The sequence below is a fragment of the Flavonifractor sp. An10 genome (genome assembly GCF_002161215.1).
GTDB classification, from domain to species: Bacteria; Bacillota; Clostridia; order Oscillospirales; family Oscillospiraceae; genus Flavonifractor; species Flavonifractor avistercoris.
On record NZ_NFMB01000002.1, the window covers coordinates 59,121 to 85,326 of the forward strand.

At 63.8% G+C, this 26,206-nt stretch carries 27 protein-coding genes; 23 read left to right on the plus strand and 4 right to left on the minus strand.

Translation table 11 applies throughout. From position 1 onward, the window contains the following. Positions 1-197: 197 nt before the first annotated feature. The gene (locus B5E42_RS03040) at positions 198-461 is read left to right on the plus strand and encodes an HPr family phosphocarrier protein (RefSeq protein ID WP_087236703.1); all 264 of its coding nucleotides are present in this window, start codon (positions 198-200) and stop codon (positions 459-461) included. A 67-nt stretch (positions 462-528) separates the two neighbouring features. Here B5E42_RS03040 and B5E42_RS03045 read toward each other — a convergent pair whose 3' ends face one another. Beyond that, positions 529-1,077: a GNAT family N-acetyltransferase gene (locus B5E42_RS03045; RefSeq protein ID WP_087236704.1), complete on the minus strand. Its 549-nt coding sequence runs from the start codon at positions 1,075-1,077 to the stop codon at positions 529-531. Between the two features lie 127 nt (positions 1,078-1,204). Between B5E42_RS03045 and uvrC the strand changes: the two genes are divergently transcribed. From uvrC to ftsZ, 19 genes are all read left to right on the plus strand, one after another. Continuing rightward, positions 1,205-3,043 carry an excinuclease ABC subunit UvrC gene (uvrC, locus tag B5E42_RS03050; RefSeq protein WP_087236705.1) on the plus strand — a complete coding sequence of 613 codons (1,839 nt, stop codon included), beginning with the start codon at positions 1,205-1,207 and terminating at the stop codon, positions 3,041-3,043. Continuing rightward, on the plus strand, positions 3,040-3,585 hold the full coding sequence (rsmD, locus tag B5E42_RS03055; protein WP_087236706.1) for a 16S rRNA (guanine(966)-N(2))-methyltransferase RsmD: 546 nt from the start codon (positions 3,040-3,042) through the stop codon (positions 3,583-3,585). The genes uvrC and rsmD overlap by 4 nt, the downstream gene beginning before the upstream one ends. Positions 3,586-3,616: 31 nt before the next feature. Next, complete coding sequence (gene coaD / locus B5E42_RS03060) at positions 3,617-4,114, plus strand: pantetheine-phosphate adenylyltransferase (protein ID WP_087236707.1); 498 nt, start codon at positions 3,617-3,619, stop codon at positions 4,112-4,114. Continuing rightward, complete coding sequence (locus B5E42_RS03065; RefSeq protein ID WP_087236708.1) at positions 4,114-4,620, plus strand: hypothetical protein; 507 nt, start codon at positions 4,114-4,116, stop codon at positions 4,618-4,620. Before coaD ends, B5E42_RS03065 begins: the two co-directional genes overlap by 1 nt. After that, on the plus strand, positions 4,617-4,979 hold the full coding sequence (locus B5E42_RS19090; RefSeq protein ID WP_162613895.1) for a hypothetical protein: 363 nt from the start codon (positions 4,617-4,619) through the stop codon (positions 4,977-4,979). The genes B5E42_RS03065 and B5E42_RS19090 overlap by 4 nt, the downstream gene beginning before the upstream one ends. A 1,582-nt stretch (positions 4,980-6,561) precedes the next feature. Then, positions 6,562-7,992, plus strand: a complete 1,431-nt coding sequence (locus B5E42_RS19465) for an S-layer homology domain-containing protein (protein ID WP_242967003.1) — start codon at positions 6,562-6,564, stop codon at positions 7,990-7,992. Between the two features lie 299 nt (positions 7,993-8,291). Next, positions 8,292-8,708, plus strand: coding sequence for a division/cell wall cluster transcriptional repressor MraZ (gene mraZ, locus B5E42_RS03075; RefSeq protein ID WP_087237407.1), 417 nt, complete (start codon positions 8,292-8,294; stop codon positions 8,706-8,708). Beyond that, entirely contained in the window at positions 8,708-9,649 is a 942-nt protein-coding gene (gene rsmH / locus B5E42_RS03080) for a 16S rRNA (cytosine(1402)-N(4))-methyltransferase RsmH (RefSeq protein ID WP_087236710.1), read from the plus strand. The genes mraZ and rsmH overlap by 1 nt, the downstream gene beginning before the upstream one ends. A gap of 43 nt (positions 9,650-9,692) precedes the next feature. Beyond that, positions 9,693-10,250: a hypothetical protein gene (locus tag B5E42_RS03085; protein WP_087236711.1), complete on the plus strand. Its 558-nt coding sequence runs from the start codon at positions 9,693-9,695 to the stop codon at positions 10,248-10,250. A gap of 147 nt (positions 10,251-10,397) precedes the next feature. Further along, positions 10,398-12,824, plus strand: coding sequence for a penicillin-binding transpeptidase domain-containing protein (locus tag B5E42_RS03090; RefSeq protein ID WP_087236712.1), 2,427 nt, complete (start codon positions 10,398-10,400; stop codon positions 12,822-12,824). A gap of 31 nt (positions 12,825-12,855) precedes the next feature. Then, the gene (locus tag B5E42_RS03095) at positions 12,856-14,295 is read left to right on the plus strand and encodes a UDP-N-acetylmuramoyl-L-alanyl-D-glutamate--2,6-diaminopimelate ligase (protein ID WP_087236713.1); all 1,440 of its coding nucleotides are present in this window, start codon (positions 12,856-12,858) and stop codon (positions 14,293-14,295) included. A 119-nt stretch (positions 14,296-14,414) separates the two neighbouring features. Continuing rightward, positions 14,415-15,395 carry a phospho-N-acetylmuramoyl-pentapeptide-transferase gene (gene mraY / locus B5E42_RS03100; protein WP_087236714.1) on the plus strand — a complete coding sequence of 327 codons (981 nt, stop codon included), beginning with the start codon at positions 14,415-14,417 and terminating at the stop codon, positions 15,393-15,395. A gap of 88 nt (positions 15,396-15,483) precedes the next feature. Continuing rightward, on the plus strand, positions 15,484-16,629 hold the full coding sequence (ftsW, locus tag B5E42_RS03105) for a putative lipid II flippase FtsW (RefSeq protein ID WP_087237409.1): 1,146 nt from the start codon (positions 15,484-15,486) through the stop codon (positions 16,627-16,629). A 396-nt stretch (positions 16,630-17,025) separates the two neighbouring features. Then, positions 17,026-18,153: an undecaprenyldiphospho-muramoylpentapeptide beta-N-acetylglucosaminyltransferase gene (murG, locus tag B5E42_RS03110; protein WP_087236715.1), complete on the plus strand. Its 1,128-nt coding sequence runs from the start codon at positions 17,026-17,028 to the stop codon at positions 18,151-18,153. Positions 18,154-18,211: 58 nt separating this feature from the next. Further along, positions 18,212-19,459, plus strand: coding sequence for a UDP-N-acetylglucosamine 1-carboxyvinyltransferase (gene murA, locus B5E42_RS03115; RefSeq protein WP_087236716.1), 1,248 nt, complete (start codon positions 18,212-18,214; stop codon positions 19,457-19,459). 85 nt (positions 19,460-19,544) lie between these two features. Continuing rightward, a complete protein-coding gene (locus B5E42_RS19940; protein WP_087236717.1) occupies positions 19,545-20,453 on the plus strand; it encodes an FtsQ-type POTRA domain-containing protein in 909 nt (302 codons plus the stop codon). Beyond that, complete coding sequence (locus B5E42_RS03125) at positions 20,425-21,186, plus strand: DUF881 domain-containing protein (RefSeq protein WP_242967005.1); 762 nt, start codon at positions 20,425-20,427, stop codon at positions 21,184-21,186. The genes B5E42_RS19940 and B5E42_RS03125 overlap by 29 nt, the downstream gene beginning before the upstream one ends. Further along, a complete protein-coding gene (locus B5E42_RS03130) occupies positions 21,186-21,572 on the plus strand; it encodes a small basic family protein (protein ID WP_087236719.1) in 387 nt (128 codons plus the stop codon). Before B5E42_RS03125 ends, B5E42_RS03130 begins: the two co-directional genes overlap by 1 nt. Before the next feature lie 61 nt (positions 21,573-21,633). Further along, positions 21,634-22,734: a cell division protein FtsZ gene (gene ftsZ, locus B5E42_RS03135; RefSeq protein ID WP_087236720.1), complete on the plus strand. Its 1,101-nt coding sequence runs from the start codon at positions 21,634-21,636 to the stop codon at positions 22,732-22,734. Positions 22,735-22,859: 125 nt separating this feature from the next. Here the strand turns inward: ftsZ and rbr are convergent, their stop codons facing one another. From rbr to B5E42_RS03150, 3 genes are all read right to left on the minus strand, one after another. Further along, positions 22,860-23,393, minus strand: a complete 534-nt coding sequence (gene rbr, locus B5E42_RS03140; RefSeq protein ID WP_087236721.1) for a rubrerythrin — start codon at positions 23,391-23,393, stop codon at positions 22,860-22,862. 47 nt (positions 23,394-23,440) lie between these two features. Beyond that, the gene (locus tag B5E42_RS03145) at positions 23,441-23,827 is read right to left on the minus strand and encodes a desulfoferrodoxin family protein (protein ID WP_087237411.1); all 387 of its coding nucleotides are present in this window, start codon (positions 23,825-23,827) and stop codon (positions 23,441-23,443) included. Between the two features lie 93 nt (positions 23,828-23,920). Further along, positions 23,921-24,304 (minus strand): transcriptional repressor, encoded by a 384-nt coding sequence (locus tag B5E42_RS03150; protein WP_087236722.1) that lies wholly within the window; start codon positions 24,302-24,304, stop codon positions 23,921-23,923. A 195-nt stretch (positions 24,305-24,499) separates the two neighbouring features. Here B5E42_RS03150 and B5E42_RS03155 point away from each other — a divergent pair, with 195 nt between their 5' ends. The 3 genes from B5E42_RS03155 to B5E42_RS03165 all read left to right on the plus strand — a co-directional run bounded on the left by B5E42_RS03155 (position 24,500) and on the right by B5E42_RS03165 (position 26,058). Beyond that, positions 24,500-24,853, plus strand: a complete 354-nt coding sequence (locus B5E42_RS03155; RefSeq protein WP_087236723.1) for a hypothetical protein — start codon at positions 24,500-24,502, stop codon at positions 24,851-24,853. Between the two features lie 148 nt (positions 24,854-25,001). Next, positions 25,002-25,502, plus strand: coding sequence for a sigma-70 family RNA polymerase sigma factor (locus B5E42_RS03160; RefSeq protein ID WP_087236724.1), 501 nt, complete (start codon positions 25,002-25,004; stop codon positions 25,500-25,502). Next, the gene (locus B5E42_RS03165) at positions 25,495-26,058 is read left to right on the plus strand and encodes a hypothetical protein (protein WP_087236725.1); all 564 of its coding nucleotides are present in this window, start codon (positions 25,495-25,497) and stop codon (positions 26,056-26,058) included. Before B5E42_RS03160 ends, B5E42_RS03165 begins: the two co-directional genes overlap by 8 nt. Positions 26,059-26,206: the final 148 nt, after the last annotated feature.

Sequence of the window (26,206 nt, forward strand, 5' to 3'; positions counted from 1 at the left end):
GTGACCATCGCCGAGCTGCGGTGACACTGTCCGTGCTGCACGGACAACAGGACGCCAAAAGGTGGACGAACGGCGCCGATTCGTCTTTTTCTACAGTCCATTCCATGTTATTTGTGCATTTTGATATTGACGGTTTGGGATAAATTTGCTATCCTATAGTACGTAGTATGCGAATGCATCTTTGGGGGGAAAACGCTATGTATATGAAAGAGGCAGTTGTGAACAACCAGGTCGGTCTGCACGCCAGACCCGCCACGTTTTTCATCCAGAAAGCCAATGAGTTCAAGAGCTCCATTTGGGTGGAGAAGGACGAGCGCCGGGTGAATGCCAAGAGCCTGCTGGGTGTGCTCTCTCTGGGGATCGTGAAGGGGACTTCCATCAACCTCATCGCGGACGGCCCCGACGAGAAGGAGGCCGTGGAGGCGCTCATCGAGCTGATCTCCTCCAACTTCGCTGAGTAAGTCAAACGAGCGAGAGAAAAAAGCGCCGCAGCTGCGGCGCTTTTTTTGATAGACAGAGAAACCGGATTTACAGATCCAGACGGTAGACAAGGCTGGGGAAGGTGCGGGCGCCGTCGAAGCTGGTATAGGAGCCCCTCCCCACGCAGTGCAGGCCCGCATGGCGCATCACCGCGCCGGAAGCGGGGTTGTCCGGGGCGTGTTCCCCGGTAAAGTGCCGCACGCCCACGGTGTGGATCAGGTGCTCCATGGCACAGATAAGGGCCTCGGTGACAAGCCCCTGCCCCCACCAGGCCCGGCCGATGGCGTAACCCACGTCCGCAGCCTCCCGGGACGGGCCGTCCCCCTGAAGGCGGAGGCTGATGGAGCCGACAGGGACACCGGCCGCCTTCGGCACAATGGCCCACTCGTAGTGGCACGGCTTCCGGTAATCCTGCTCGCACTGGGCCAGCCAGGAGCGGGTCTCCTCCACGCTGGTGTGGGGGTTCCAGCGCATAAAGCGGGCCACTTGGGCGTCGCTTGTCCAGTTGGCAAAAGCGGCCTCCGCGTCGGCGGTGGTCAGGGGGCGCAGGATCAGCCGGCCGCTCTCCAGACGCACCGAGCCCGTGTGATGCAGCATGTGACCGTCCCCTTCCTGTAAAGGCTGAGAGAATGGTAACAGAGACTGCGCGGTTTGTCAATCGCGCCGGCCGCCCGGCGGCAGGGCGTAAAAACCACCGGCAAGAGGGAGGATAACTACTCCGAACATGACTTTCGACGAGTTAAAAGAAAAGGCCCACGCCCTGCCGCTGAAGCCGGGCGTGTATATCATGCAGGATGCCAGGAACGAGGTCATCTACGTGGGCAAGGCCAAGGCCCTGAAGAACCGGGTGAGCCAGTACTTCGCCAACCTGGCCTCCCACACGGAGAAGACCCGGGCCATGGTGAGCCAGATCGACCACTTCGACGTGATCGTGGCCGACTCGGAGTTTGAGGCCCTGGTGCTGGAGAACTCGCTGATCAAGCGGCACCAGCCCCGGTACAACATCCTGCTCAAGGACGACAAGGGCTACCCCTACATCCGCCTGACGGTGAAGGACCCCTATCCCCGGTTCTCCCTGGCCAACCGGGCGGCGGAGGACGGGGCCCGGTACTTCGGCCCCTACGGCAGCCGGGGGGCCACCCAGAACATTGTGGACGCCCTGCGGGTGGCGCTGAAGCTCCCCTCCTGCAGCCGGAAATTCCCCCGGGACATCGGGAAGGAGCGACCCTGCCTCAACTACCACATGGGACAGTGCGACGGCTACTGCCGCAAGGAGATGGATCAGTCCCGCTACCGGGAGGCCATCGACCAGGCCGTCCGCCTGCTGGAGGGCAAGTTCCAGGAGGTGGGGGAGGAGCTCCAGGCGGAGATGGAGCAGGCGGCGGAGGAGCTGCGCTTTGAGAAGGCCGCCGAGCTGCGGGATCGCTACCGGGCCATCGAGCTGCTGGGCAAGCGGCAGAAGGTGGTGGCCGGCTCCCTGGCGGACACCGATGTGGTGGGCTTCTTCCAGGGGGAGGCAACAAAAAGCTGCTTTGTGGTGCTCCACTTCGCCGGGGGCGACCTGGCCGCCAAGGACTGGGAGCTCATCGACACCCCCATGGAGGAGGACAGGGCGGACATCCTGTCCGCCCTGGTGCGGCAGTACTACGCCCCCCGGGGGCAGCTGCCCAGGCAGATTTTGCTGCCCTGCGCCCTGGAGGACGAGGTGCCCCTGATGCGCCTGTTCTCCCAGCAGGCGGGCCACAGGGTGGAGCTGGTCACCCCCCAGCGGGGGGCCAAGATGGATCTCATCCGCCTGGCCAACAAAAACGCGGCGGAGGAGGTGGAGCGCTGGACGACCCGGGAGGAGCGGCAGAGCAAGCTGATGGAGCTGCTGGGCCGCATGCTGGGGCTGGAGGCGCCCCCCCGGCGCATCGAGTCCTACGACATCTCCAACCAGGGGGCCGACGACATCGTGGCCTCCATGGTGGTGTACGTCAACGCCAGGCCGTTGAAGCGGGGCTACCGCCGTTTCAAGCTCAAGGACATGGACGGCCCCGACGACTACGCCTCCATGGATCAGGTGCTCCGCCGCCGGTTCCAGCGGTACCTGGACGGGGACGAGAAGTTCGCGGACAAGCCCGACCTGCTCCTCATCGACGGCGGCGTCAACCACGCTAACGTGGCGGTGCGGGTGCTGGAGGAGCTGGGCCTGTCCGTTCCCGTGTTCGGCATGGTGAAGGACGACCGCCACCGCACCCGGGCCCTGGTCACCCCCGAGGGCCGGGAGATCGGCATCCAGGCCAATCAGGCCGTCTTCTCCCTGATCGGCCAGATCCAGGAGGAGACCCACCGCTTCGCCATCGAGTTCCACCGCCAGCAGCAGAACCAGCGGGTAAAGGGCTCGGTGCTGGACAAAATACCGGGCGTGGGGGAGAAGCGGCGGGCCGACCTGCTGAAGCACTTCAAGAGCGTGAAAAATATCAAGGCCGCCTCCCTGGCGGAGCTGGAGGAGGCCGTGCCCAAAAACACCGCCCGGGCGGTGTACGAATATTTCAATCAGAAAACGGAGGAACCGTCATGAGAGTGATTACCGGCATTGCCCGGGGGCGGAAGCTCAAGGAGCTGCCCGGCCTGGAGACCCGTCCCACCACCGACAAGGTGAAGGAGTCGGTGTTCAACATCGTCCAGTTTGACATCGAGGGCCGGAGGGTGCTGGATCTCTTCGGCGGCACCGGCCAGATGGGCATCGAGGCCCTGTCCCGTGGGGCGGCGGCCTGTACCTTTGTGGACGTGCGGAAGGAGGCCGCCGGGGTGATCCGGGCCAACCTGGAGCACACCGGCCTGGCGGGCCTGGCAAAGGTGGTGCAGGGGGACTATCTGGCCTTCCTCACCGGCTGCCGGGAGAAATTTGACCTGATTTTCCTGGATCCCCCCTACGGCACCGGCATGCTGGAAAAGGCCCTGGAGATGATTGCCAAGATTGACATCGTCACGGAACATGGTATAATAGTGTGCGAAAGTGCCGCGGAGGCGGCGCTGCCGGAGCTGGCGCCCCCCTATCAGAAGGGCCGGGACTACCGCTACGGCAAGATCAAGATCACGCTTTACCACCGTGCGGTCTGAGGGCTGTGCGAACATAAGGGAGTGAGCCCCCATGAAAACCGCCATCTACCCGGGCAGCTTTGACCCCATTACCCTGGGGCATCTGAACATCATCAAGCGGGCCGCCGTGTGCTTTGACAAGCTGATCGTGTGCGTCATGGTCAACTCGGAGAAGGTGAACCGGGGCCTGTTCACCGAGGCGGAGCGGGTGGAGCTCATCCGCCGGGTGGTGGCCAAGCTGCCCAATGTGGAGGTGGACAGCTCCTCCACCCTCATTGCCGAGTACGCCCGGCAGAAGAAGGCGTGTACCCTGGTGAAGGGGCTGCGGGCGGTGTCCGACTATGAGAACGAGCTGCAGATGGCCCTCATCAACCGGAAGCTCAACCCCCGGCTGGAGACCATGTTCCTCCCCTCCAGCACCAAGTACACCTATGTCAGCTCCAGCATGGTGAAGGAGATGGCCCGCTACGGGGCGGATCTGTCCGACTTCGTGCCGCGGGAGATCATCGCGGACATTCAGGAAAAAATGAACGGCAGGAGGGATGGCTGATGGCCACCGGCGTGGAAGAATTACTGGACATGCTCTTTGAGATGATCGACGAGGCCAAGAGCATGCCTCTGAGCAGCGACAAGTGCATTCTGGAGCGGGACAAGGCCCTGGATCTGCTGGACGAGATCCGCGCCCAGTTCCCCATGGAGCTGGCCGAGGCCAAGAAGCTCATCGCCGCCCGCACGGAGTATATCGCCTCCGCCAAGCGGGAGGGGGAGCTCATCCGCAAGCAGGCGGAGGACAAGGCCAAGCAGATCGTGTCGGAGGACGAGCTGCTGGCCCAGGCCAAGCAGAAGGCCAACGAGCTGATGCGCACCGCCGAGGAGCGCAGCCGGGATCTCCGCAAGGCCGCCAACGACTACTGCGAGGACGCCCTGCGCCGCACCGAGGAGGCGGTGGCCGAGGCCTACGACGAGATCAAGAAGTCCCGGGCCCGGTTCCGCGCCCTGGCGGGGGGCGCGGCCCAGGCCGGCCGCCAGCCCTACGACGTGGAGGCCGAGGAGTGACAAGACAGAACAGCCGGAGGGGAACCCCCTCCGGCTGTTTTCTTTTCATGGAAACCGGCTGGCAAAAGGTGTACTTATTGACAAATGTGGGTGCGGCGGAGGACGGTAATGAAAATAAAAATTATGTGCGCAAAATAAAGGCTAAAGTTATTGATATTACTGAACTAACGTGCTACAATGGAGCCAAGAAACCGGCTGGCAAAAAGTACACTTTTTGCAAAATGTGGGTCGGAAAGATGAGGAGGAAAACAAATGAAAAAGCGATTATTGGCAGGACTGATGGCGATGTGTCTTGTTTTGACGCTGCTTCCTGCCTCCGCACTGGCCGCCGAACCGGGAGGAGAAGGCACAAAGGATAATCCCTGGAATGTCTCCGCAGATAGCGACGGAAATAACGTCTATGCATATTTGACAAGCAATGGCAAAATCGAAGCAACATATGGCGAGAAAATCAATCTGTCAGTACCACTTTCGATGACCTATACGCTGCATATCGAGGGCACCGGGGCGATGAAGGACTTTGACCATCCAACTCTGACAGAGAGCACCGACTTTGCCCCCTGGTATTCGGTATTAAAACAAGAAGGTGTTGACACAATTCCGATTACCAACATTTCTATCGGTGATAATATTACCTATCTTGGAGATTATGCTTTTGCATTTACCGATGTGACAGAAGCTGTGTTTGGAAATATTACCGACTGCGGAAAGTCAGTCTATGCAGAGTGTGATAACCTAACCATGCTGGATTGGGATAGTTACCCGCTTACTGCAATTCCAATCGGTTTGCTAGACGGATGTGATAATTATAAGGGCAATGGCGAAAATAACACCCTTGTTTTACCGGACAAAATTACATCTGTCGGGCAAGCCGCATTTCGTCATACCAGTATCGGCGGAGAACTTGTTTTAGGAGAAAATATTAACAGTCTAACAGATGGCCATATGTTTTATGCCACAGATATTACATCTGTGAAATTTGAAAATCCAAATTGTACGATTACGGGAGGCGCCACATTTAGAGCTTGCTCCAATCTAACGAGCGTCGATCTTCCTGCTAGCATCAAGGAAATTCCTGCGGACACATTCAGAGAATGTACTAGCCTTGAGTCCTATACCGTACCGAGTAGTGTAGAAACGATTGGAGATCGTGCATTTTTAGACTGCTCTTCCCTCAAAAAAATTAGTTTTGAAGAAAGCAGCAATCTCCAATCTATAGGGACACAGGCGTTTGAAGATACTGTTTTGGAAGAGTTCGATATGCCGGACACGGTCACTTCTGTCGGCAGCTATGTTTTCAATCATGTCGAAGAACTGAAAAAGCTGTCTCTATCGAATAGCCTGACCTCCATTCATGATCGTGCATTTGAGGATGCTACCGGCCTGGAAGAAGTTGAGATAGATTTAGACGAGTCTAAGTTGGAATCCGTTGGTGCCTACGCATTCAAGAACACCAATTTAAAGTTCATTGCGTTTCCTGCTGGGGTGACCAGTATTGGTGTCCAAGCTCTGCATAGCTGCTTTAATCTGGCCAAGATTGATTTGACACGAGTTGACCCTGAAAAGATTACAGTTGGGGACTCTTGGGCCACGTGCTTGTCTGCAGAAGGCACTCCAAAGGCACACATCATTTATGTCGCTGATGAGGATATGCTTGAAAAATTAAAGAACGGATCGAATACATATTTTGGCCACCAGATGGCAATTGCAGTTACTAATGAGGGAACTCTTGAAAACAGCGAAAGTGGTGAAGAGGATTCTCTACTTACACCTACTCGAGCTGGATGGAAGTTTGATGGTTGGTACACAAATAAAGAATTTAATGGCACCCCAGTAACCGAAGTGAGCAAAAACGGCAATAATTATCCGACATATTATGCAAAGTGGGATCTGGCAACAGATTCTGCGGACGAAATTACGACGGATATTGTCGACGGCGATATGATCGTTTCTGAACCTGTAGAGGAAGTCGTAGAATCCACCGAAACTTCTAAAGAAGAAGTTCCTCCAGAGACAGAGCCCGCCAATAAGCTGGATCTCACGGGCACGAACCTGCCCACCGCAGGCGCGGCCCCGGCCCCGCTGGCGGGCGGCGATACCGCTACGTTCTACTATGGTGATGTCAAACTTGGCGATGGAACCTCCAACAGCGACGGCACTTACAGCCTGAGCTATGACACCACGCAGAAGGGACTTCCCATCGGGACGAGCACCGTTACTGTGAAGCAGGGTGACACCGTGCTGGGCACCATCACCGTCACCCTGAACCCCAAGGCCCTGACCGTCACCGGCCTGAGCGCCGTGGATCGCCGGTACAACGGCTCCACCGCCGTCTCCCTGACCGGCGGCACGCTGACCGGCGTGGTTGACAGCGACGACGTGTCCTTCACCGCCTCCGGTACGGTCTCTGACGCAGGCGCGGGCACCAATAAGCCCGTCCATGTCTCTGTCACCCTGACCGGCACCGATGCCGGGTGGTACACCGTCACCGCACCCACCGGCATCACGGTGGACATCACCAAGAACTCCTCCGGCAGCTCCGGCAGTTCCTCCGGCAGCTCCAGCAGTTCCGGTTCCTCCTCCTCCAGCCGGTATGACGTGGACGTGGAGCAGGAGTCCCACGGCAGTGTGGAGACGGACTCCAGCCGCGCCCGGAAGGGGGAGCGGGTTATCCTCACTCCGGAGCCTGAGGAGGGCTTTGTACTGGCCAGCATCACCGTTACCGACGAGGACGGCAACGAGGTGGAACTGACCCGCCGCAGCGACGGCAGCTACCTGTTCTATATGCCGGGGGACGATGTGACCGTTGAGGCCGTGTTTGTCCCCGCCGAGTCCGAGACCCCCGCCCTGCCCTTCACCGACGTGGCCGAGGGCGACTGGTACTACGACGCGGTGGCGTACTGCTGGGAGAACGGCATCATGGACGGCACCAGCGGCACCGCGTTTGCGCCCAACATGATCCTCACCCGGGCCATGATGGCCCAGGTGCTCTATAACCTGGCCGACGGCACGGCCTCCACCGCGGCGGGCTTCCCCGACGTGGCGGCTTCCGCCTGGTACGCCGACGCGGTGAACTGGGCCGCGGCCAACGGCTACGTCACCGGCTATGACAACGGCAGCTACGGCCCCGAGGACAACCTGACCCGGGAGCAGATGGCGGCGATCCTGTACCGCTATGCCGGCTCCCCCGCGCCCGCCGGTACCCTGGATGGCTTCGCGGACGCCGCGTCCGCGTCCGACTACGCGGTGGACGCCCTCCGCTGGGCGGTGGGCGAGGGCCTGCTGACCGGCAAGGACGGCGGACGGCTGGATCCCACCGGCACCGCCTCCCGCGCCGAGCTGGCCCAGATCCTGGCCCGCTTCACCGGGTAGGGGCGGATAGGATCCGCCCGGCGGCCCGGTTTCCATAACAACACAAAATACAGGGCAAAAAGCCGCCAGACCACAAGGTCTGGCGGTTTTTTGATACCATTTGTAACGGATCGGATCGAACAAATGTTTTTCGTTCCGAAAAGAAAGGATTTCCGTTGGAATCCCGGTATTTTTCCCGGCAAAAAAGAAGAAAAAACTATTGCAATTCTGTTACAAAGCATTTATACTAAAGAGGAAAGTGGGGCAAAGTGGAGGGAAAGACCGCTGATAGACAGTAAAGTGGAGGGAGAGTGAGCAGCGTGACCGGCACCTACGAGCACAGCATCGACGCCAAGGGCCGCCTGTTCATCCCCGCCAAGCTCCGGGAGGAGCTGGGCGTCTCCTTCTATCTGGCCATGGGCGTGGACGCCTGCCTGGCCATCTATCCCCAGTCCACCTGGGATCGGTTTACAGAAAAATTCGCCTCCCTGCCCATGAGCCAGTCCAAGGCCATGCGCCCCCTGTTCGCCAACGCCGCCAAGTGCGAGCTGGACAGTCAGGGCCGCATCGTCATCCCCCAGAAGCTGCGCAGGTACGCCGGGCTGGACAAGGACGTGGTGATCATCGGCGTCCACGACCGGGCCGAGATCTGGAGCGCCGACGCCTGGGCCGCCCAAGAGGAGGAAGAGATGACGCCGGAGAAGATGTCCGCGTGCATGGAGGCGCTGGGATTCTGATGAGTGAGCAGGTATTTTCCCACAAGCCGGTGCTGCTGCGCGAGTGCCTGGAGGCCCTGAACATCCGCCCCGACGGGGTGTATCTGGACGGCACCCTGGGCCGGGCGGGCCACAGCCGGGAGATCGCGGCGCGGCTGATCACCGGCCGGCTCATCTGCGTGGATCGGGATCAGGCGGCCCTGGACGCGGCAGAGGAGCGCCTCGCCCCCTGGCGGGAACGGGTGACGCTGGTACACAACAACTTCTGCGAGCTGGACGCCATCCTGGACGGCCTGGGGCTGGAGCGGGTGGACGGCATGCTCTTTGACCTGGGGGTGTCCTCCCCCCAGCTGGACGACCCGTCCCGGGGCTTCTCCTACATGGCGGACGCGCCCCTGGACATGCGCATGGATCAGACCGATACCCTGACCGCCCGGGCGGTGGTCAACGAGTGGCCCCAGGAGGAGCTGCGGCGCATCCTCTGGCAGTACGGGGAGGAGCGGTACGCCCCCGCAGTTGCGGGCGCCATCGTCCGGGCAAGGGACAAGCAGCCCATCGAGACCACCCTGGCGCTGGTGGACGTGATCAAGAGCGCCCTGCCCCCCGCGGCCCTGCGGGAGAAGCAGCACCCGGCCAAGCGCACCTTCCAGGCCATCCGCATCGCCGTCAACGACGAACTGGGCGCGGTGGACAAGATGGTGCAGCGGGCGGTGCCCCGGCTCAACCCCGGTGGACGGCTGGCGGTGATCTCCTTCCACTCCCTGGAAGACCGCATCGTCAAAAACGGCCTGGCCGCCTTTGCCAAGGGCTGCACCTGCCCGCCCGACTTCCCGGTCTGTGTGTGCGGGAAGAAGCCGCAGATCAGGCTGATTACCAGAAAGCCCATCGTCTCCGGCCCTGAGGAGCTGGAGGAAAACCCCCGCGCCCGCAGCGCCAAGCTGCGCGCGGCGGAGAAGCTGTAAGGCCGGAGCACATTCTACACGAGAGATTGGAGTGGACACACCCATGGCAACTGCCGTCAGACGCAGAAACATCAGGTATTCCAAGTATGACACCGTGCCCTATGAGGCCTATGACGGCTCTGCCGCCCGCCAGCTGGAGCGGGAGGAGGTGCTCCAGCCCCGCCCGGTGGTGCGTCCCCGGGAACGGGCGGTGGTGCGCCCCCGGGTGCGCGTGCGGGAGGCCGGCGCCGTGTCCCCCTTCGCCGTGGTGGGCTTCCTGGCGGTGGGCGTGTTCGCCGTGCTGCTGCTGTTCAGCTACGCCCGGCTGATGACCATCTCCCAGCAGGTGGTGGCCCTCAACAGCGAGATGACCACCCTCCAGTCCGAGGAGGCCAAGCTGCGGGCCCAGTATGAGCTGGCCTACGATCTGGATGCCATTCAGGAGTCCCTGACCACCAGCGGAACCATGGTGGAGCCCCAGAACGGACAGACGGTGTATGTGGATCTGTCCGAGCCCAACACCGTGAAGGTCTTCCAGCAGGAGGAGGGCACCTCCGGCCTGGAGGGCATGTTCCAGAGCGTCAAATCCATTGCGGAGGAAATCGTGACATATTTCCGGTGAGTGCGGCCATATCATGATTTGGAGGCCCCAGAAAGAGAGACGGGCTGCCCGGCGGCCCTGATACACAGAAAGATGAGAGGGTGTAAGAAAAGGAATTTTCTTACACCCTTTCCGGTACTTCCATCCCCGAAAGGCGCGAGGTGAATCATGGCAGAGAGAAAGCACAGACGAGTCGTCCAGCAGCCCGACCACCGGGCCAACCGCACCATCCTGGTGCGCACCCTGATCCTGCTGGCCGTCTTTGGCGTGGCGGTATTCATTCCGCTGTTTGTCCGGCTCTGGCAGATCCAGATCCGGGATTACGACCGCTTTCAGGAGCTGGCGGTGGAGCAGCAGACCGGCGACTCCGTCGTGGCCGCCCAGCGGGGCGTGATCTACGACCGCAACGGCGAGGTGCTGGCCATGAGCGCCACGGTGTACAACATCCAGCTCTCCCCCAAGGAGATCCTGGCCTGCCAGGAGGCGTACGCCGACGACGTGAAAAACGGGAAGGAGCCGGACTACCCGGAGCCCACCGACGAGTTCATCGCCTCCAACCTGGCCCAGATCCTGGGCCTGGAGGAGGAGGACATCCTGAAACGGCTGGAAAAGACCTACTCCATGTACGAGATTATCGCCCAGCGGGTGGACGAGGACACCCGCAACGAGGTGCTGGCCTTCACCACCGAGAACCACATCACCGGCATCTTCACCCCGCCCACCACCATGCGCATCTACCCCAAGGGAAGCCTGGCCGCCCAGGTGATCGGCTGGGTGAACCCCAACACGGAGAACACCGGCGCCTACGGCATCGAGGCCCAGTACGAGAGCGTCCTGGCCGGCGAGACCGGGCGCATCGTCACCGCCAAGAACGCCGACGGCACCCAGATGCTCTATCAGTACGAAAACTACTACGACGGGATGGACGGCTGCGATCTGGAGCTCACCCTGGACTCCAAGATCCAGAGCTTCTGCGAGAACATCCTGGCCAAGGGCATCGAGCAGTTCGAGGTGCAGGACGGCGGCTTCTGCATCGCCATGGATCCCAACACCGGGGAGATCCTGGCCTGGGCCAACTCCCCCACCTTTGATGCCAACGACCCCTGGGCGGTGAGCGACCCGGTGCTCCTCCAGTATCTGGCGGATATCGAGAGCGGGGAGTACACCAAGGAGGAGGCCTATCAGAAGGCCCTGGCCGAGGGCGCCACCACCGAGGAGGCCAGAGACACGGCCATCTCGGCGGCGGAGAGCGAGGTGCTGTACAAACAGTGGGCCAACCGCTCCATCAGCAGCACCTATGAGCCCGGCTCCACCTTCAAGTCCATCGTCCTGGCCGCCGCCCTGGAGGAGGGCGTGGTCAGCGAGAGCAGCACCTTCTACTGCTCCGGCGTGGCCCAGGTGGACGGCTGGAGCGGCCCCCCCATCCAGTGCTCCGACCGGGACGGCCACGGCACCCAGACTCTGGCCAAGGCGGTGGCCAACTCCTGCAACCCGGCCTTCATCGCCATCGGCCAGGCACTGGGGGCGGAGAAGTTCTACAACTATCTGGAGGACTTCGGCTTCCTGGAGAAGACCGGCATCGACGTGCTGGGCGAGTCGAACATCAATCCCGTCAGCGCCGGCCTGATCTGGGATCGGGATAAGTTCACCAACGTGGATCTGGCGGTGGCCTCCTTCGGCCAGCGCTTCCAGGTCACCCCCCTCCAGCTCATCACCGCCGCGGCGGCGGTGATCAACGGCGGCCACCTGATGCAGCCCTATGTGGTCAGCCAGGTCACCGACACCGACGGCAACGTGGTGCAGCACACCGAGCCCACCGAGGTGCGCCAGGTGATCAGCGAGCAGACCAGCGAGCGCTGCCGCACCATTCTGGAGGGCGTGGTCAACGGCGGCACCGGCCACAACGCCGCCGTGGAGGGCTACCGCATCGGCGGCAAGACCGGCTCCTCCCAGACCCTGTACGGCAGCGACTACACCATCGTCTCCTTCCTGGGCTTTGCCCCGGCGGACGACCCCCAGGTGATCATCCTGCTGGCCTACAACAGCCCCAAGCCCGCCGCCCCCGGCGCCAACACCACCGCCGGCGGCTGGTACATCAGCGGCGGCAACATGGCCGCCCCCATGGCCGGCGAGCTGCTGGAGGACATCCTGGGCTACCTGGGCGTGGAGAAGACCTACACCGCCAGCGCCGACGTGCTGGTGCCCAATCTGGTGGGCCTGGATCTGGCCTCCGCCACCGCCAGTCTGGAAAAGAACGGCCTGTCCCTGCGCACCGTGGGCGACGGGGCCGCCGTCACCGGGCAGATCCCGGCGGCGGGCGCCTCCATCCCCGGCGGCAGCCAGGTGGTGCTCTACATGGGCGAGGAGGTGCCCACCGACCAGGTGACGGTGCCCAGCGTGGTGGGCCTCACCGCCGCCCAGGCGGAGGAGAAGCTGGCCGCCCAGGGCCTGTACATGCGGGCCACCGGGGCCTCCGACTACAGCTCCGGCGTGGTGGCCTACGAGCAGAGCGTGGCCGCCGGCACCAGCGTAGACCGGGGCACCACCGTCGAGGTGCGCTTCAGCGACAGCAGCGCCAGCGGCGAGGGCCTGTAGCCGCATCCATTTTCAAGATCGGGGGGAGAGCATGAGACTGAACCAGCTGCTGGCCGGCGTGGCGCTGACGGAGCGCCGCGCCGGGGACGTGGAATGTTCCGGAATCTGCTATGACACCCGAACCATGGAGCCCGGTTGCCTCTTCGTGGCCCTGCCGGGCTACAAGACCGACGGACATAAGTATATCGCACAGGCCCTGGAGCAGGGGGCGGCGGCGGTGCTCTGCCAGCATCCGCCGGAGGGGGAGGGCCCCTGGCTGGTCACCCCGGACGCCCGGGCCGCCCTGGCGGCGGTTTCCGCCAACTGGTTCGGGCACCCCGCCCGGGATCTGACCCTGCTGGCCGTCACCGGCACCAACGGCAAGACCACCACCACCTACCTGCTCAAGGCCATGCTGGAGGGGGTGCTGGGGGCCAGGGTGGGCCTCATCGGCACCAACCAGAACATGGTGGGGGACGAGGTGCTCCCCGCCCACCGCACCACCCCCGAGTCCTACGAGGTGCAGCAGCTCCTGCGGGAGATGGCGGACGCCGGCTGCACCCATGTGGTGATGGAGGCCTCCTCCCACGCCCTGGTGCTCCACCGGCTGGACGGCCTGCGCTTCCGGGCGGGCATCTTCACCAACCTGACCCAGGATCACCTGGACTTCCACGGCACCATGGAGGCCTACCGGGACGCCAAGGGCCTGCTCTTCCGCCAGAGCGACACCGCCGTCCTCAACCTGGACGACGAGGCGGGCCGCTACTTTGCCCGCACGGTGGCCGTCCCCAGACTCACCTATTCCGAGCGGCGGGACGAGGCGGATCTTACCGCCAAGAACCTGCGGCTCTTCCCCGACCGGGTGGAGTTTGAGGCGGTGGCCGAGGGGGCCATTTCCCGGGTGAGGCTGCCCATACCCGGCGGCTTCACCGTCTACAACGCCCTGGGGGTGCTGACCTGCGGCCTGGCCCTGGGCCTGCCCCTGGCGGACTGCGCCGACGCCCTGGCCAAGGCCCCTGGGGTGAAGGGGCGCATCGAGGTGGTGCCCGTCTCGGCGGACTTTGCGGTGATCATCGACTACGCCCACACCCCCGACGCCCTGGAGAACATCCTCACCACCGTCCGGGATTTCACGGCGGGGCGGGTGATCTGCCTCTTCGGCTGCGGCGGCGACCGGGATCGCACCAAGCGGCCCCAGATGGGGGCCATCGCCGGCAGCCTGGCCGATGTGGCGGTGGTCACCTCCGACAACCCACGCACAGAGGAGCCGGAGGCCATCATCCGCGACATCCTGCCCGGCCTGGAGGGGACGGCGGCGGAGGTGGTGGTGGAGCCCGACCGCCGCGCCGCCATCCGGAGAGCCCTGTCCCTGGCGAAGCCCGGCGACACGGTGGTGCTGGCGGGCAAGGGGCACGAGACCTACCAGGAGGTGGGCACGCGGGTGCTCCACCTGGACGAGCGGGAGGAAGTGGCCGCCTATTTCGCCTCCTGAGCCGGAAATTTGTTGCTTTTTTGGAGTGGAAACCCGCAGAGGATTGTGATACAATAGATGGCCGGCCCGCCGGGCGGGCAAAAATCGAGCTTTGAGAGGCTTTGGAGGTTGCAAAAGACATGCTGAGGATCGTCATCGGTGTGATATTGGGCTTTGCGGCGGCCGCCCTGGGGGGCAAGGTGCTCATCCCCTTCCTGCGGCGGATGAAGGCCGGCCAGTCCATCAAGGAGATCGGCCCCACCTGGCATATGTCCAAACAGGGCACCCCAACCATGGGCGGCCTGATGTTCATCATCGCCGCCGCGGCTGTGACGGCCGTGCTGGGCTGGCCTGACTTTATGGCCGGGCGCTTCGGCGGGGCCTTCGTGCTCCTGTTCGCCCTGGTATTCGGCATCATCGGCTATATCGACGACTACATGAAGGTGAAGCACCACCAGAACACCGGCCTGACCGCCCCCCAGAAGTTCCTGCTCCAGCTGGCGGCGGCCATCCTGTTCACCGTGCTCATGCGGGGCCACGGGTACCTGAGCCCGGTGCTCTACCTCCCCTTCTTCGACGTGAACCTGGCCCTGCCCTGGCCGGTGTACATGGTGTTCGCCGCCTTCGTCATGGTGGGCACGGTGAACGCCGTCAACATCACCGACGGCATCGACGGCCTGGCCGCCGGGGTCACCATCCCGGTGATGGCCTTTTTCACGGTGCTGGCCTGGTACTGGCAGCACCTGGAGATCGGCCTGTTCTCCGGCGCCCTGATGGGGGGGCTGTTCGGCTTCCTGCTCTACAACTTCCACCCGGCCAAGGTGTTCATGGGGGACACCGGCTCCCTGTTCCTGGGGGGCGCGGTGTGCGGCCTGGCCTTCGCCCTGGACGTTCCCCTGGTGCTCATCCCGGTGGGGATCATCTACATTGCGGAAACTCTGTCTGACATTATACAGGTTGGATACTTCAAGCTCACCCACGGCAAGCGGATTTTCCGCATGGCGCCCCTCCACCACCATCTGGAGATGGGGGGCTGGAGCGAAGTAAAGCTCTTCTGTGTCTTTTCCGGCATCACCCTGGTGATGTGTGTGCTCACCTTCCTGGGGGTCATGAACCGGTAAGGAACCCCTGCGGGGGAGAAAGGAGGGGAGACCCCTGGCAAAACGCAAGCGCGATCTGACCATGGAGGAACAGCTGGCCCGGGGGCCCATGGATCTGCCCTTCCTGATGCTGGTGGTGCTGCTCACCGGCATCGGGGTGATCATGGTGTTCTCCGCCTCCTACGCCACGGCCTATTATGAGGGACGGGATCCCACATTTTACTTCTTCCGCCAGGGCCTGTTTGCCGTGGCCGGCCTGGCTATCATGTACGTCGTCTCCAAGATCAACTACCAGACCTTCCGCTGGCTGTCGGTGTTCGCCCTGATCCTGGCCATCCTGCTGCTCATCGCGGTGCTGATCCCCGGCATCCACACCGACCGCAGCGACAATGTGAAGCGGTGGATCGCCGTGCCCGGCCTCGGCACCTTCCAGCCGTCGGAGATTGCCAAGGTGGCGGTGATCATGTACTTCTCATCCCGGCTGTCCAAGCGGAACACGGAGAAGCCTGTCCGCCTGTCCCCCCGCAGTCCCCTCAGCGGGGTGGTGGGCGTCCTGGATCGCATCGGCCTTCTGGAGCTGGTGCCCTACGGGTTGATCCTGCTGCTGATTGTGTTCCTTATGAGCAGGGAGCCGCACATGTCGGGCACCCTGCTGATCCTGGCCGGCGCGGCTGCGGTGCTTTTTGCCGCCGGGATTAAGCTGCGCTGGTTTGCATTGGGCGCCTCGGCTCTGGCTGGGCTGCTGCTCCTGGTCATGCAGGACTATCAGTCCACCCGTATCCTGGTGTGGCAGGATCCCTGGTCTTACAAACAGGACGGCGGGTGGCAGATCATCCAGTCCCTCTACGCCATCGGCTCCGGCGGCCTGCTGGGCCTGGGCCTGGGCAAGAGCCGCCAGAAGTTCCTCTATCTGCCCGAGCCGGAGAACGACTTCATCTTCGCCATCGTCTGCGAGGAGCTGGGCCTCATTGGGGCGGCGGTGATCCTCATCCTGTTTGCCCTGCTGGTGATCCGGGGCTACTGGATCGCCATCCACGCCCGGGATCGGTTCGGCGCCCTGCTGGTGGTGGGCATCACCACCCTGACGGCGGTGCAGGTGTTCCTCAACATCGCCGTGGTCACCAACCTGATCCCCACCACCGGCATTTCCCTGCCCTTTTTCAGCTACGGCGGCACGGCCCTGATGATCCAGCTGGCCGAGATGGGCGTTGTGCTGTCGGTGTCGAGACAGATTCCGCCGACGAAACAGGAGTGAAACGGTCTAGGGGGCATCCAATGCCCCCTAGATACGAGCCTGCGTGCCGGCGAAACGCCGGCGACTTGGCTCGATACCCCCGGTTTCGCGCACCGTGGCGCGGGTCGGGGTGTCTTTCCGAGAAATGAATTCCCGGAAAGACTGATTTTCAATTCTTTTCCCCGCAAAGCGGGGAAAACTCTGCGAGGCTGTAGGGGCGGCCTGTGGCCGCCCGCGGGCCCTGTCCAGGCCGTGGCGCGCGACGACCCCGGCGCGCGTCCGTCCTGCGGGCGTGGTGCCCCCCTTGCGGGGAAAACTCTGCGAGGCCGTCCCCTGCGGGGGTATCGATTTGCCTGTAGGGGCCGCCGCCCTCGGCGGCCCGTCCCCGGTCATTTTTTACGAGGAGGAGAAAAGCGCATGAAGATCCTCTTTACCTGCGGCGGCACGGCGGGCCACGTAAACCCGGCCGTGGCCCTGGCCCAGATGTTCCAGGAGCGGAACCCGGGCTGTGAGGTGCTCTTTGTGGGGGCCGACGGCGGCATGGAGACCCGGCTGGTGCCCAAGGAGGGCTATGAGATCCAGACGGTGACCATCACCAACTTCCGCCGCTCCATGGCTCCGGCGGCCATCGGCCACAACGTCAAAACCCTGCTGAACATGAACAAGTCCAAGAAGCAGGCCAACGCCATTCTGGACGCCTTCCAGCCCGACCTGGTGGTGGGCACCGGCGGCTACGCCTCCTTCCCGGTGGTGAGCGCCGCGGCTAAGCGGGGCATCCCCACCGCCGTCCACGAGTCCAACGCCGTCCCCGGCCTGACCACCAAGGCCCTGTCCAAGGTGGTGGACGTGGTGATGGTGGGCTTTGAGGAGAGCCGCAGCCACTACGACACCCCGGAGAAAGTGGTGGTCACCGGCACGCCGGTGCGGGGGGACTTCTTCCGCTATACCCGGAAGGAGGCCAGGGAGAAGCTGGGCTTTGCCGACGACAAGCCCCTGGTGCTCTCCGTGTGGGGCAGCCTGGGGGCGGAGGTGATGAACCGCCAGATGGCCCAGTGCATCGCCCTGGAGTGCCGGGACGGCGCCCCCTTCCGCCACATCCACGGCGCGGGCCGGGATTACCACGCGGTGGTGGAGGAGCTCCGGGACAGCGGCGTGGAGAAATTCCCGGAAATCGACGTGCGGGAATACATCTACGACATGCCCCTGGTGATGGCGGCGGCCGACCTGGTGCTGTGCCGGGCAGGGGCGTCCACCATCGCGGAGCTCACCGCCATCGCCAGACCGGCGGTGCTGGTGCCCTCCCCCAATGTGGTGGCCGACCACCAGACCAAGAACGCCCGGGTGCTGGCTAACGCCGGCGGGGCGGTGCTCCTGCCCGAGGGCGAGTCCAGCGGGGAGAAGCTGTACAGCCTCATCACCAAGCTGCTGGGCGACGGCGCCCGGCGGGAGACCATGAGCCGCGCCCTGCGGGACATGGGCGTGCCCGACGCGGCGGAGCAGATCTACAAAACCCTGACCGGTTTGCTGGAAAAACCGGCCCATTGAACCCGTGCGTTCCCCTCCGCATAGGATGGCGTACCAAACCACTTGCGGAGGCTGGAGCATGAGTACTTACATCGTCGAGGGGGGCCGCCCCCTGGAGGGCTCCGTGCGGGTGCACGGGGCGAAGAACAGTGTCCTGCCGATCCTGGCGGCCTGCCTGCTTGCGCCGGGGGAGTGCGTCATCCACAACTGCCCGGAGCTGTCCGACGTGCGGGCCTCCCTGGACATCCTGCGCCGCCTGGGCTGCCGGGCGGAGCGGCAGGGGGAGGCGGTGGTGGTGGACGCCTCCGCCCCCACGGGGTGGGAGGTGCCCGACGCCCTCATGCGGGAGATGCGCTCCTCAGTGATCTTCCTGGGGGCCATCCTGGGCCGCATGGGACAGGCGCAGCTGTGCGCCCCCGGCGGGTGCGAGCTGGGCCCACGGCCCATCGACCTCCACCTGGCCGCCATCCGCGCCCTGGGGGGCGCGGTGGAGGAGGCGGAGGGCGGCCTGCGCTGCTCGGGCAGGCTCCGCGGGGCGGACATCGTCCTCTCCCTGCCCAGCGTGGGGGCCACGGAGAACGCCATGCTGGCGGCGGTGAGCGCCCACGGAGACACCACCATCACCAACGCCGCCCGGGAGCCGGAGATCGTGGATCTCCAGAACTTCCTCAACACCCTGGGAGCGGATGTGCGGGGGGCGGGCAGCTCCGTCATCACCGTCCGGGGGGGCGCGCCCCTCCACGGCGGGGAGTACACCGTCATGGGCGACCGGATCGTGGCGGCCACCTACCTGGCCGCGGCGGCCTCCGCCGGGGGAGAGGTGGAGCTGACGGGGGTGGACTGGCGGCACCTGTCCACCGTCACCGCCGTCCTGCGGGAGGCGGGCTGCGCCGTGGAGAGCCGGGCCGCCTCCATCCGGCTGGGGTGCCGCGGCCCGCTGAGGGGGGTGCCGCCGGTGCGCACCGCCCCCTATCCCGGCTTTCCCACCGACGCCCAGGCCCCCCTCATGGCCGTCATGGCCCGGAGCAGCGGCTGCACCGTCTTTGTGGAGAACATCTTCGAGAGCCGGTACCGCCACGTGGATGAGCTGACCCGCATGGGGGCGGACATCCGGGTGGAGGGCCGGGTGGCGGTGGTGTACGGCGTGCCCCGGCTCCACGGGGCAAAGGTGCAGGCCGCGGATCTCCGGGGCGGGGCCGCCCTGGTGGTGGCCGCCCTGGGGGCGGAGGGGCGCACGGCGGTGTCCGGCGTCCGCCATATCGACCGGGGATACCAGTCCCTGGAGGGGGATCTGTCCGCCCTGGGGGCCTCCATCCGGCGAATTTAAGGTTTTTCTTAGGATGCGTTCACAAATCCGCAACCTTTGGATGGGATACTGAGAGAAAACGACTAGAACAGGAGACCGGTGCATCATGGCGGCGAGAAGGAACAGACGGGGACGGCGGAACCGGGGGCGCTTCGGCGCCCTCTATAAGCTGCTGTCCGCGGTGCTGATTCTCGCCGCCATTGTGCTGGGCTGCGTGGTCTTTTTCCGGGTGAACACCGTGGAGGTGGTGGGGGACTCCCCCTACACGGCGGAGGAGATCATCGCCGTCTCCGGCGTGGAGCAGGGGGACAACCTCTTCGCCCTGAACAAGTACCAGATCAGCAGCCGCATCTATACCCAGCTGCCCTACATCGACACGGTGAACTTCGTCCGGCGGTACCCGGACACCCTGGTGATCCATGTGACGGCGGGCACCCCGGCGGCCTGGTTTGAGAGCGGCGGGAGCTGCTGGCTGGTGGACAGCCGGGGCAAGATCCTGGAGAGCGGGGACGAGAGCCTGGCATCAGGCCGGGCCCAGCTCCTGGGGCTGGAGCCGGTGAACCCCACGGTGGGAAACACCATCACCGTCCGGGAAGAGGAGCAGACCCGGCTGGAGCGGCTGACGGCCTTCCTGTCGGCCATCCAGGCGCGGCAGATGACGGGCAGCCTCACCAGCTTCATTGATCTGACCGCGGATTACGAGCTCCGCTTCGGCTATGGCGACAACCTGACTGTCCTCTTCCCCATGAACGGGGACTTTACCCAGAGCACCTATTATCTTCAGCAGACCCTGTGGACTATGGATGAGCGGGGCATCCCCCGCAACGGCACCCTGGATCTGACCTACGGGGACAGCGAGGCCCATCTGCTGCCTGAGCGGTGGCTGCCGGACGGCGCTGCGGATGTGGAGGAGACCCAGGAGCCCGGGATTGTGGAACCCACCCAGGCTCCGGATCCGGAAAACACGACGGCACAAGGAGAGAGCGATGAAACGGATACGACCCATGCAGAATAGGGGCGAGCTGGCCGTGATGGCGGTGTGCGTGGTGGTGGGCTTCCTGCTGGCGGCCCAGCTGCGGGGTGTCCAGCTGGCCGGGGCGGCGGACGCCACCAACGCCAGCCGGCTGGAGACCCTCCAGAGCCTCTACAACGACGTGGTGGAGGAGCGGGACGGCCTGACCGAGCAGGTGGGCCAGCTCCAGAGCGAGCTGGAGCTCTACCGCCAGCAGGCGGCCTCCGGCGATGAGGGCAGCGAGGCCCTCAAGACGGAGCTGGAGCAGATGGAGATCACCGCCGGCCTCACCGACGTGGAGGGCCCCGGCGTCACCGTGGTGCTGGAGGACTCCACCCAGGCCAATGTCACCGGGGACGAGGCCGACTACCTCATCCACGACAACGACATCCTCTCGGTGATCAATGAGCTGCGCTCCGCCGGGGCGGAGGCCATCTCCCTCAACGGGGAGCGGATCCTGGCCACCAGCGAGGTGCGCTGCACCGGCGCGGTGGTGACGGTGAACGGCCGGCGCTATGCCGCGCCCTACGTGATCTTCGCCATCGGCGATCCGGACACCCTCTATTCCGCCCTGACCATGCGCAACGGTGTGGTGGACATACTCAGCCAGTGGGGCATCACCGTCCGGGTCACCGCCAGCGACCAGCTGCTCATTCCCGCCTACAGCGGCACCGTGGACTACCAGTACGCCAAGCCCGCCGCCCCGGACGAGGACGGCGGAGAGGGGGTGGGCTGATGCTGGAGCTGATCGGACTGATTATCGGCCTGGTGATCGGGCTCATCTCCCCCTGGACGATCCCCGTCCAGTGGTCTCTCTACGCCGCCTGCGGCCTGCTGGCCGCCCTGGACTCGGCCCTGGGAGGCTTCCGGGCCCGCATCAAGGGGGAATTCAAGCTGGGGGTGTTCCTCTCGGGCACCATCGGCAATGCGTTTATCGCCGTGTTCCTGGCCTGGCTGGGCCAGAAGCTGGGCCTGCCCCTCTACCTGGCCGCCGTGGTGGTGTTCGGCACAAGGATGTTCCAAAACTTTGCGGAAATCCGGCGGGAACTCTTGACCTCCAGGCAAAAGAGCGATAAAATAAGGCAAGATGTAGTTACGCCCGGGGAGGACACCACAAAATAAGTCCTTTTCCGGCAGAACCTGCGCATATTTTACGAATTGGTTTCACATAGGAGGAGCAGTTATGGCGTTTGGACTGGATACCGGCCCGGATACGGTCGTTACCATCAAGGTCATTGGCGTCGGCGGCGGCGGCAACAATGTGGTCAACCGGATGGTGAAGTCCGGCACCAAGGGTGTGGATTTCATCGCGGTCAATACGGACAAGCAGGCGTTGGCCGTCTCCAGCGCCACCCAGAAGATCCAGATCGGTGAAAAGCTCACCGGCGGCCAGGGTGCGGGCAGCGATCCGGAGGTGGGGCGCAAGTCCGCCGAGGAGAGCCGCAGCGCCGTGTCCAAGGCCCTGGAGGACGCGGACATGGTGTTCATCACCGCCGGCATGGGCGGCGGCACCGGCACCGGCGCGGCCCCCATTGTGGCCGACATCGCCAAGGAGATGGGCATACTCACCGTGGGCGTGGTCACCAAGCCCTTCAACTTTGAGGGCCGCCGCCGCATGCTCCAGGCCGAGAAGGGCATCGAGGAGCTGCGCACCCGGGTGGACTCCCTGGTGATCATCCCCAACGAGCGGCTGAAGTTCGCCACCGATCAGAAGATCACCTTTGCCAACGCCTTCGAGATCGCCGACGACGTGCTCCGCCAGGCGGTGCAGTCCATCTCGGATCTGATCAAGAACACCGGCTTCATCAACCTGGACTTTGCCGACGTCACCGCCGTCATGCAGAACGCGGGCATGGCCCACATGGGCGTGGGCCGGGCCGCCGGCAAGAACAAGGCCGAGGAGGCCGCCAAGATGGCTATCTCCAGCCCCCTGCTGGAGACCTCCATCAACGGCGCCAAGGGCGTGCTGGTCAACGTCACCGGCTCCATGGACATCGGCCTGGAGGAGGTGGAGACCGCCGCCAACCTGGTGCAGCAGGCCGCCCACCCCGACGCCCTCATCATCTTCGGCGCCGCCTTCGACGACACGCTGGAGGACGAGATCCGCGTCACCGTCATCGCCACCGGCTTTGAGGAGCGGGAGGGCGCCATGCCCAGCAAGCCCTTCACCGCCGCCGGGGAGAAGAAGGCCGAGGCCCAGCCCCAGGACAAGGCCGAGCCCGCCGCCTCCGCGGAGGACGACCCCTTTGAGGACATCTTCAAGATCTTCAACCGGGGGAAATAAGAGAGAAAACCGATCCCGGCCCCGAAGCAGAGCTTCGGGGCCGGGATTTTTGCGCCGGACTGAGGCTGTCCGCCGTCCCTCCGGCAAAAAAGCGCCCCCGCCGGCCGGCGGGGGCGGATGTATGCTCAATAATTCTTGGCCTGGAGCTCAAAATAGGCCTGGGGATGGGCGCACACGGGGCAGACCTGGGGCGCGGTGCGGCCGAAGTGGATGTGGCCGCAGTTGCGGCACTTCCAGACGTACTCGCCGTCCTTCTCGAACACCTTGCCCTCCTCCAGGTTCTTCAGGAGGGTCAGGTAGCGCTCCTCGTGCTCCTTCTCGATCTTGCCCACGCCCTCGAACAGGAAGGCCAGCTTCTCAAAGCCCTCGGCCTTGGCGGTCTCAGCCATCTCCTTGTACATCTGAGTCCATTCCTCGTTCTCGCCGGCGGCGGCGGCCTTCAGGTTGGCGGCGGTGTCGCCGATGCCGCCCAGCTCCTTAAACCACAGCTTGGCGTGCTCCTTCTCGTTGCCGGCGGTCTCCTCAAAGATGGCCGCGATCTGCTCAAAGCCCTCTTTCTTGGCCTTGCTGGCGAAATAGGTGTACTTGTTGCGGGCCATGCTCTCCCCGGCAAACGCCTTCCAGAGATTGGCCTCGGTCTTGCTGCCCTTCAGTTCCATGTGACTCAGCCTTCCTTTCTCAATCAGATTTTATCAGGTGAGAGCCCTCAGCCCTCGCCCTTCCAGTAGCCGTGGAGGTTGCAGATCTCGTAGGCCTCCACCTTGTCGCCCCGCACGAAGGTCTTCAGCTCGGGCTTGTCGCCGGGCTTGGGGAACTTCATGGTGACGGTGTCGCCGTCCACCGCGGCGATGAAGGAGATGTAGTGCTCGGGGAGCATGGGGTGCTCCACGCTGCCCACCTTCACGGTGACGGAGCTGCCGCTGCCGTGGGGGGTCTTCTCCATCACGGGCACGTGCTTCTCCTGGGCCGCGTCGGTGGTGTTGGGAACCAGCTCCTCCATCTTCTGGCCGCAGCACATGACGGGCACGCCCTTGTCCACAACCTTGAAGATGATGTTGCCGCAGTGGGTGCAGTAATACAGCTTGAACTCCATGAAAATCAACGTCCTTTCCTGAAGCATTCGTGCTTCTGTTATTATAACACTCTTTGGTTTGGTTTTCAAGCGGCGGTATGCCGGGGGCAGGGCTCAGTGCAGCGGCTTGCATTTTCTGCAAAGGCCGTGGAAGGTGAGCTCGTGCCCCGTCACATCATGCCCGCTGGAGAGCAGCGCCTGGCGATCCAGCTCCGGGTCGTAGGGCAGCTCCAGATCGTACACCCCGCCGCACTGGTCGCAGCAGAAGTGGGGATGGGGCGCGGTTTTGGCATCGTACCGCTCCACGGGAAAGGCCATCCGTCGGATCACACCCTCGTCCGCCAGCAGGTTCAGATTTCGGTAAACCGTGCCGAGGCTCAGGGCGGGATTCTCCGGCTTCAGCCAGCGGTACACCATCTCAGCCGTGGGGTGCTCGTCCGTCTGGCACAGGGCCTGGTAGATCAGCTCCCGCTGACGGGAGTATCGCTTGCCGTTCATAGGCCACCTCTTTTCAACGGAGATAAACAGTAACTATTACTGTTATTGATATGATAGCACAGCTGTTAGGAAAATGCAACCCCTTTTTTCCAAAACATTTCTTGCCGGGGCTAAATCCGCCGCCGCGGCACATACTAGCTGCGGGTGAAGCCATTTGTGACAGACCCCTTTGTAAATCATGGAGGAGGAACACACATGAAACGCATTGGAATTGCTCTGGCGCTGGGGGCGGCCCTGCTGCTGCCCCTGGCGGCCTGCGCCCGGGAGGACGCCCCCGCCGTCACGCCTACCCACACCCCGGCGGCCCCCGCCAGCCCTCACGTCAGCCCCGAGGCCACGCCGCCGGTGACCGCCACCGATACGCCGGTTCCCGACGGCACGGCGGAGCCGGGAAGCGTGGGCGACGATCTGAAGGACGCGGCCAAAAACGCCGGCGACGCCGTCAAGGATGCGGCGGAGGGCGTGGGCGACGCGGTCAGGGGCGCGGCGGACAAGGCCAAAAACGCCGCCGACGACATGCTCCGGGACGGCCGGACAGCCGTCCACTGACGGCAAAAAGCGGTATGGGGGAACCCATACCGCTTTTCTGCGTCCAAAATTCGGAGAAAAATTTCCGCCCCGGTGAGATATTTCCGCCCTGACGGGGGTATTCACAGTGAAAGGCCTTTCCAAGACGACCGAAAGAAGGGGGATGCCCATGACAGAGGAGACGTTCGAGCAGGTGGTGCGGCGCTACGGGGACATGCTCTACCGGGTGGCATTCCACGCCCTCCGGAACCGGGCGGACGCGGAGGATGTGACACAGACCGTGCTGCTCAGACTCTATCAGCAGGGCGGGCGGTTTGACAGCGAGGAGCACCGGAAGCACTGGCTGCTGCGGGTGGCGGTGAATGAGAGCCGGCGGCTGCTCCGCTCGGCCTGGCGGCGCCGCTCCGTGCCCCTGGAGGAGTGGACGGAGCGGCCGGCTGAGGAGGATCCGGCCAAAGCCGAGCTGTTCCAGGCCGTCATGGCCCTGGAGCCCAAGTACCGCCTGACCATCTATCTCTACTACTACGAGGGCTGCTCCGTCAAGGAGGTCGCCGCGGCCCTCCGCGCCAAGGAGTCCACGGTGCAGACCTGGCTGCAGCGGGCCCGGGATCGGCTGCGCCGCACCCTGTCCGGGGACGGGGAAGAAGAGGAGGGATCCAGTTATGTTTGATCCAAAGCTCTATCACGAGGCCTGCTCGGAGATGCATGTCTCCGAGGAGAAATTACAGGAGGTCATTCATATGACAGAACAGAACAAGAAGCGCGCCATCCGCCGCCCCCTGCGGGTGGGGCTGGCGGCGGCCGCCCTGTGCGCGCTGACCGTAGTAGGTGCCAGCGCCGCAAACCCGGAGTTCCTGGAGGAGATCGTGCTGTCCATACGCTCGACCGTGGTGGTGAGCGACTATCAGGAGGAGCTGATCATGGAGGACGGCTCCCAGATCACCGCCCTGCGCTACCCCGACGTGTCCGTGGAGGAGCGGGACGGCCGCACCATCCTCACCGTGGACGGGGCGGAGACCGACATCACCGACGCGCTGTCTGAGGACGGCCGGTATGTCTGGGAGGCCACCGACAACGGCAGCCAGGCCCAGGTAATCGTCACCCTGGACGAGGACGGGAAACCCGTGTGGGTAGCCAACGTGGCCGCCGCCGGGGAAGAGCTTGAGGACTCGGAGGTGTCCCTGGTGTCTGAGCCGTCCGGCAAAAGAACCCATATTGTGGATTAGAAACCCAAGAGCAAGAGATAAGCGTGGGCCCGATGGTATCGGGCCCACGCTCATCGTGTCGAAAAGGCGGCTTTGCCGCTTTTTCGATACAGGGCCGGCCACTATGTGTAAAAATTTATCTTGACAGCGGGCTTTGCTTCTGCTATAC

What these genes read in the sequence shown, in the direction of transcription:
- B5E42_RS03040 (WP_087236703.1), top strand. Translation starts at nt 198, where the DNA reads ATGTATATGAAAGAGGCAGTTGTGAACAACCAGGTCGGTCTGCACGCC.
- B5E42_RS03045 (WP_087236704.1), bottom strand. Translation starts at nt 1,077, where the DNA reads ATGCTGCATCACACGGGCTCGGTGCGTCTGGAGAGCGGCCGGCTGATC.
- uvrC (WP_087236705.1), top strand. Translation starts at nt 1,205, where the DNA reads ATGACTTTCGACGAGTTAAAAGAAAAGGCCCACGCCCTGCCGCTGAAG.
- rsmD (WP_087236706.1), top strand. Translation starts at nt 3,040, where the DNA reads ATGAGAGTGATTACCGGCATTGCCCGGGGGCGGAAGCTCAAGGAGCTG.
- coaD (WP_087236707.1), top strand. Translation starts at nt 3,617, where the DNA reads ATGAAAACCGCCATCTACCCGGGCAGCTTTGACCCCATTACCCTGGGG.
- B5E42_RS03065 (WP_087236708.1), top strand. Translation starts at nt 4,114, where the DNA reads ATGGCCACCGGCGTGGAAGAATTACTGGACATGCTCTTTGAGATGATC.
- B5E42_RS19465 (WP_242967003.1), top strand. Translation starts at nt 6,562, where the DNA reads ATGATCGTTTCTGAACCTGTAGAGGAAGTCGTAGAATCCACCGAAACT.
- rsmH (WP_087236710.1), top strand. Translation starts at nt 8,708, where the DNA reads ATGAGTGAGCAGGTATTTTCCCACAAGCCGGTGCTGCTGCGCGAGTGC.
- B5E42_RS03085 (WP_087236711.1), top strand. Translation starts at nt 9,693, where the DNA reads ATGGCAACTGCCGTCAGACGCAGAAACATCAGGTATTCCAAGTATGAC.
- B5E42_RS03090 (WP_087236712.1), top strand. Translation starts at nt 10,398, where the DNA reads ATGGCAGAGAGAAAGCACAGACGAGTCGTCCAGCAGCCCGACCACCGG.
- B5E42_RS03095 (WP_087236713.1), top strand. Translation starts at nt 12,856, where the DNA reads ATGAGACTGAACCAGCTGCTGGCCGGCGTGGCGCTGACGGAGCGCCGC.
- mraY (WP_087236714.1), top strand. Translation starts at nt 14,415, where the DNA reads ATGCTGAGGATCGTCATCGGTGTGATATTGGGCTTTGCGGCGGCCGCC.
- ftsW (WP_087237409.1), top strand. Translation starts at nt 15,484, where the DNA reads ATGGATCTGCCCTTCCTGATGCTGGTGGTGCTGCTCACCGGCATCGGG.
- murG (WP_087236715.1), top strand. Translation starts at nt 17,026, where the DNA reads ATGAAGATCCTCTTTACCTGCGGCGGCACGGCGGGCCACGTAAACCCG.
- murA (WP_087236716.1), top strand. Translation starts at nt 18,212, where the DNA reads ATGAGTACTTACATCGTCGAGGGGGGCCGCCCCCTGGAGGGCTCCGTG.
- B5E42_RS19940 (WP_087236717.1), top strand. Translation starts at nt 19,545, where the DNA reads ATGGCGGCGAGAAGGAACAGACGGGGACGGCGGAACCGGGGGCGCTTC.
- B5E42_RS03125 (WP_242967005.1), top strand. Translation starts at nt 20,425, where the DNA reads ATGAAACGGATACGACCCATGCAGAATAGGGGCGAGCTGGCCGTGATG.
- B5E42_RS03130 (WP_087236719.1), top strand. Translation starts at nt 21,186, where the DNA reads ATGCTGGAGCTGATCGGACTGATTATCGGCCTGGTGATCGGGCTCATC.
- ftsZ (WP_087236720.1), top strand. Translation starts at nt 21,634, where the DNA reads ATGGCGTTTGGACTGGATACCGGCCCGGATACGGTCGTTACCATCAAG.
- rbr (WP_087236721.1), bottom strand. Translation starts at nt 23,393, where the DNA reads ATGGAACTGAAGGGCAGCAAGACCGAGGCCAATCTCTGGAAGGCGTTT.
- B5E42_RS03145 (WP_087237411.1), bottom strand. Translation starts at nt 23,827, where the DNA reads ATGGAGTTCAAGCTGTATTACTGCACCCACTGCGGCAACATCATCTTC.
- B5E42_RS03150 (WP_087236722.1), bottom strand. Translation starts at nt 24,304, where the DNA reads ATGAACGGCAAGCGATACTCCCGTCAGCGGGAGCTGATCTACCAGGCC.
- B5E42_RS03155 (WP_087236723.1), top strand. Translation starts at nt 24,500, where the DNA reads ATGAAACGCATTGGAATTGCTCTGGCGCTGGGGGCGGCCCTGCTGCTG.
- B5E42_RS03160 (WP_087236724.1), top strand. Translation starts at nt 25,002, where the DNA reads ATGACAGAGGAGACGTTCGAGCAGGTGGTGCGGCGCTACGGGGACATG.
- B5E42_RS03165 (WP_087236725.1), top strand. Translation starts at nt 25,495, where the DNA reads ATGTTTGATCCAAAGCTCTATCACGAGGCCTGCTCGGAGATGCATGTC.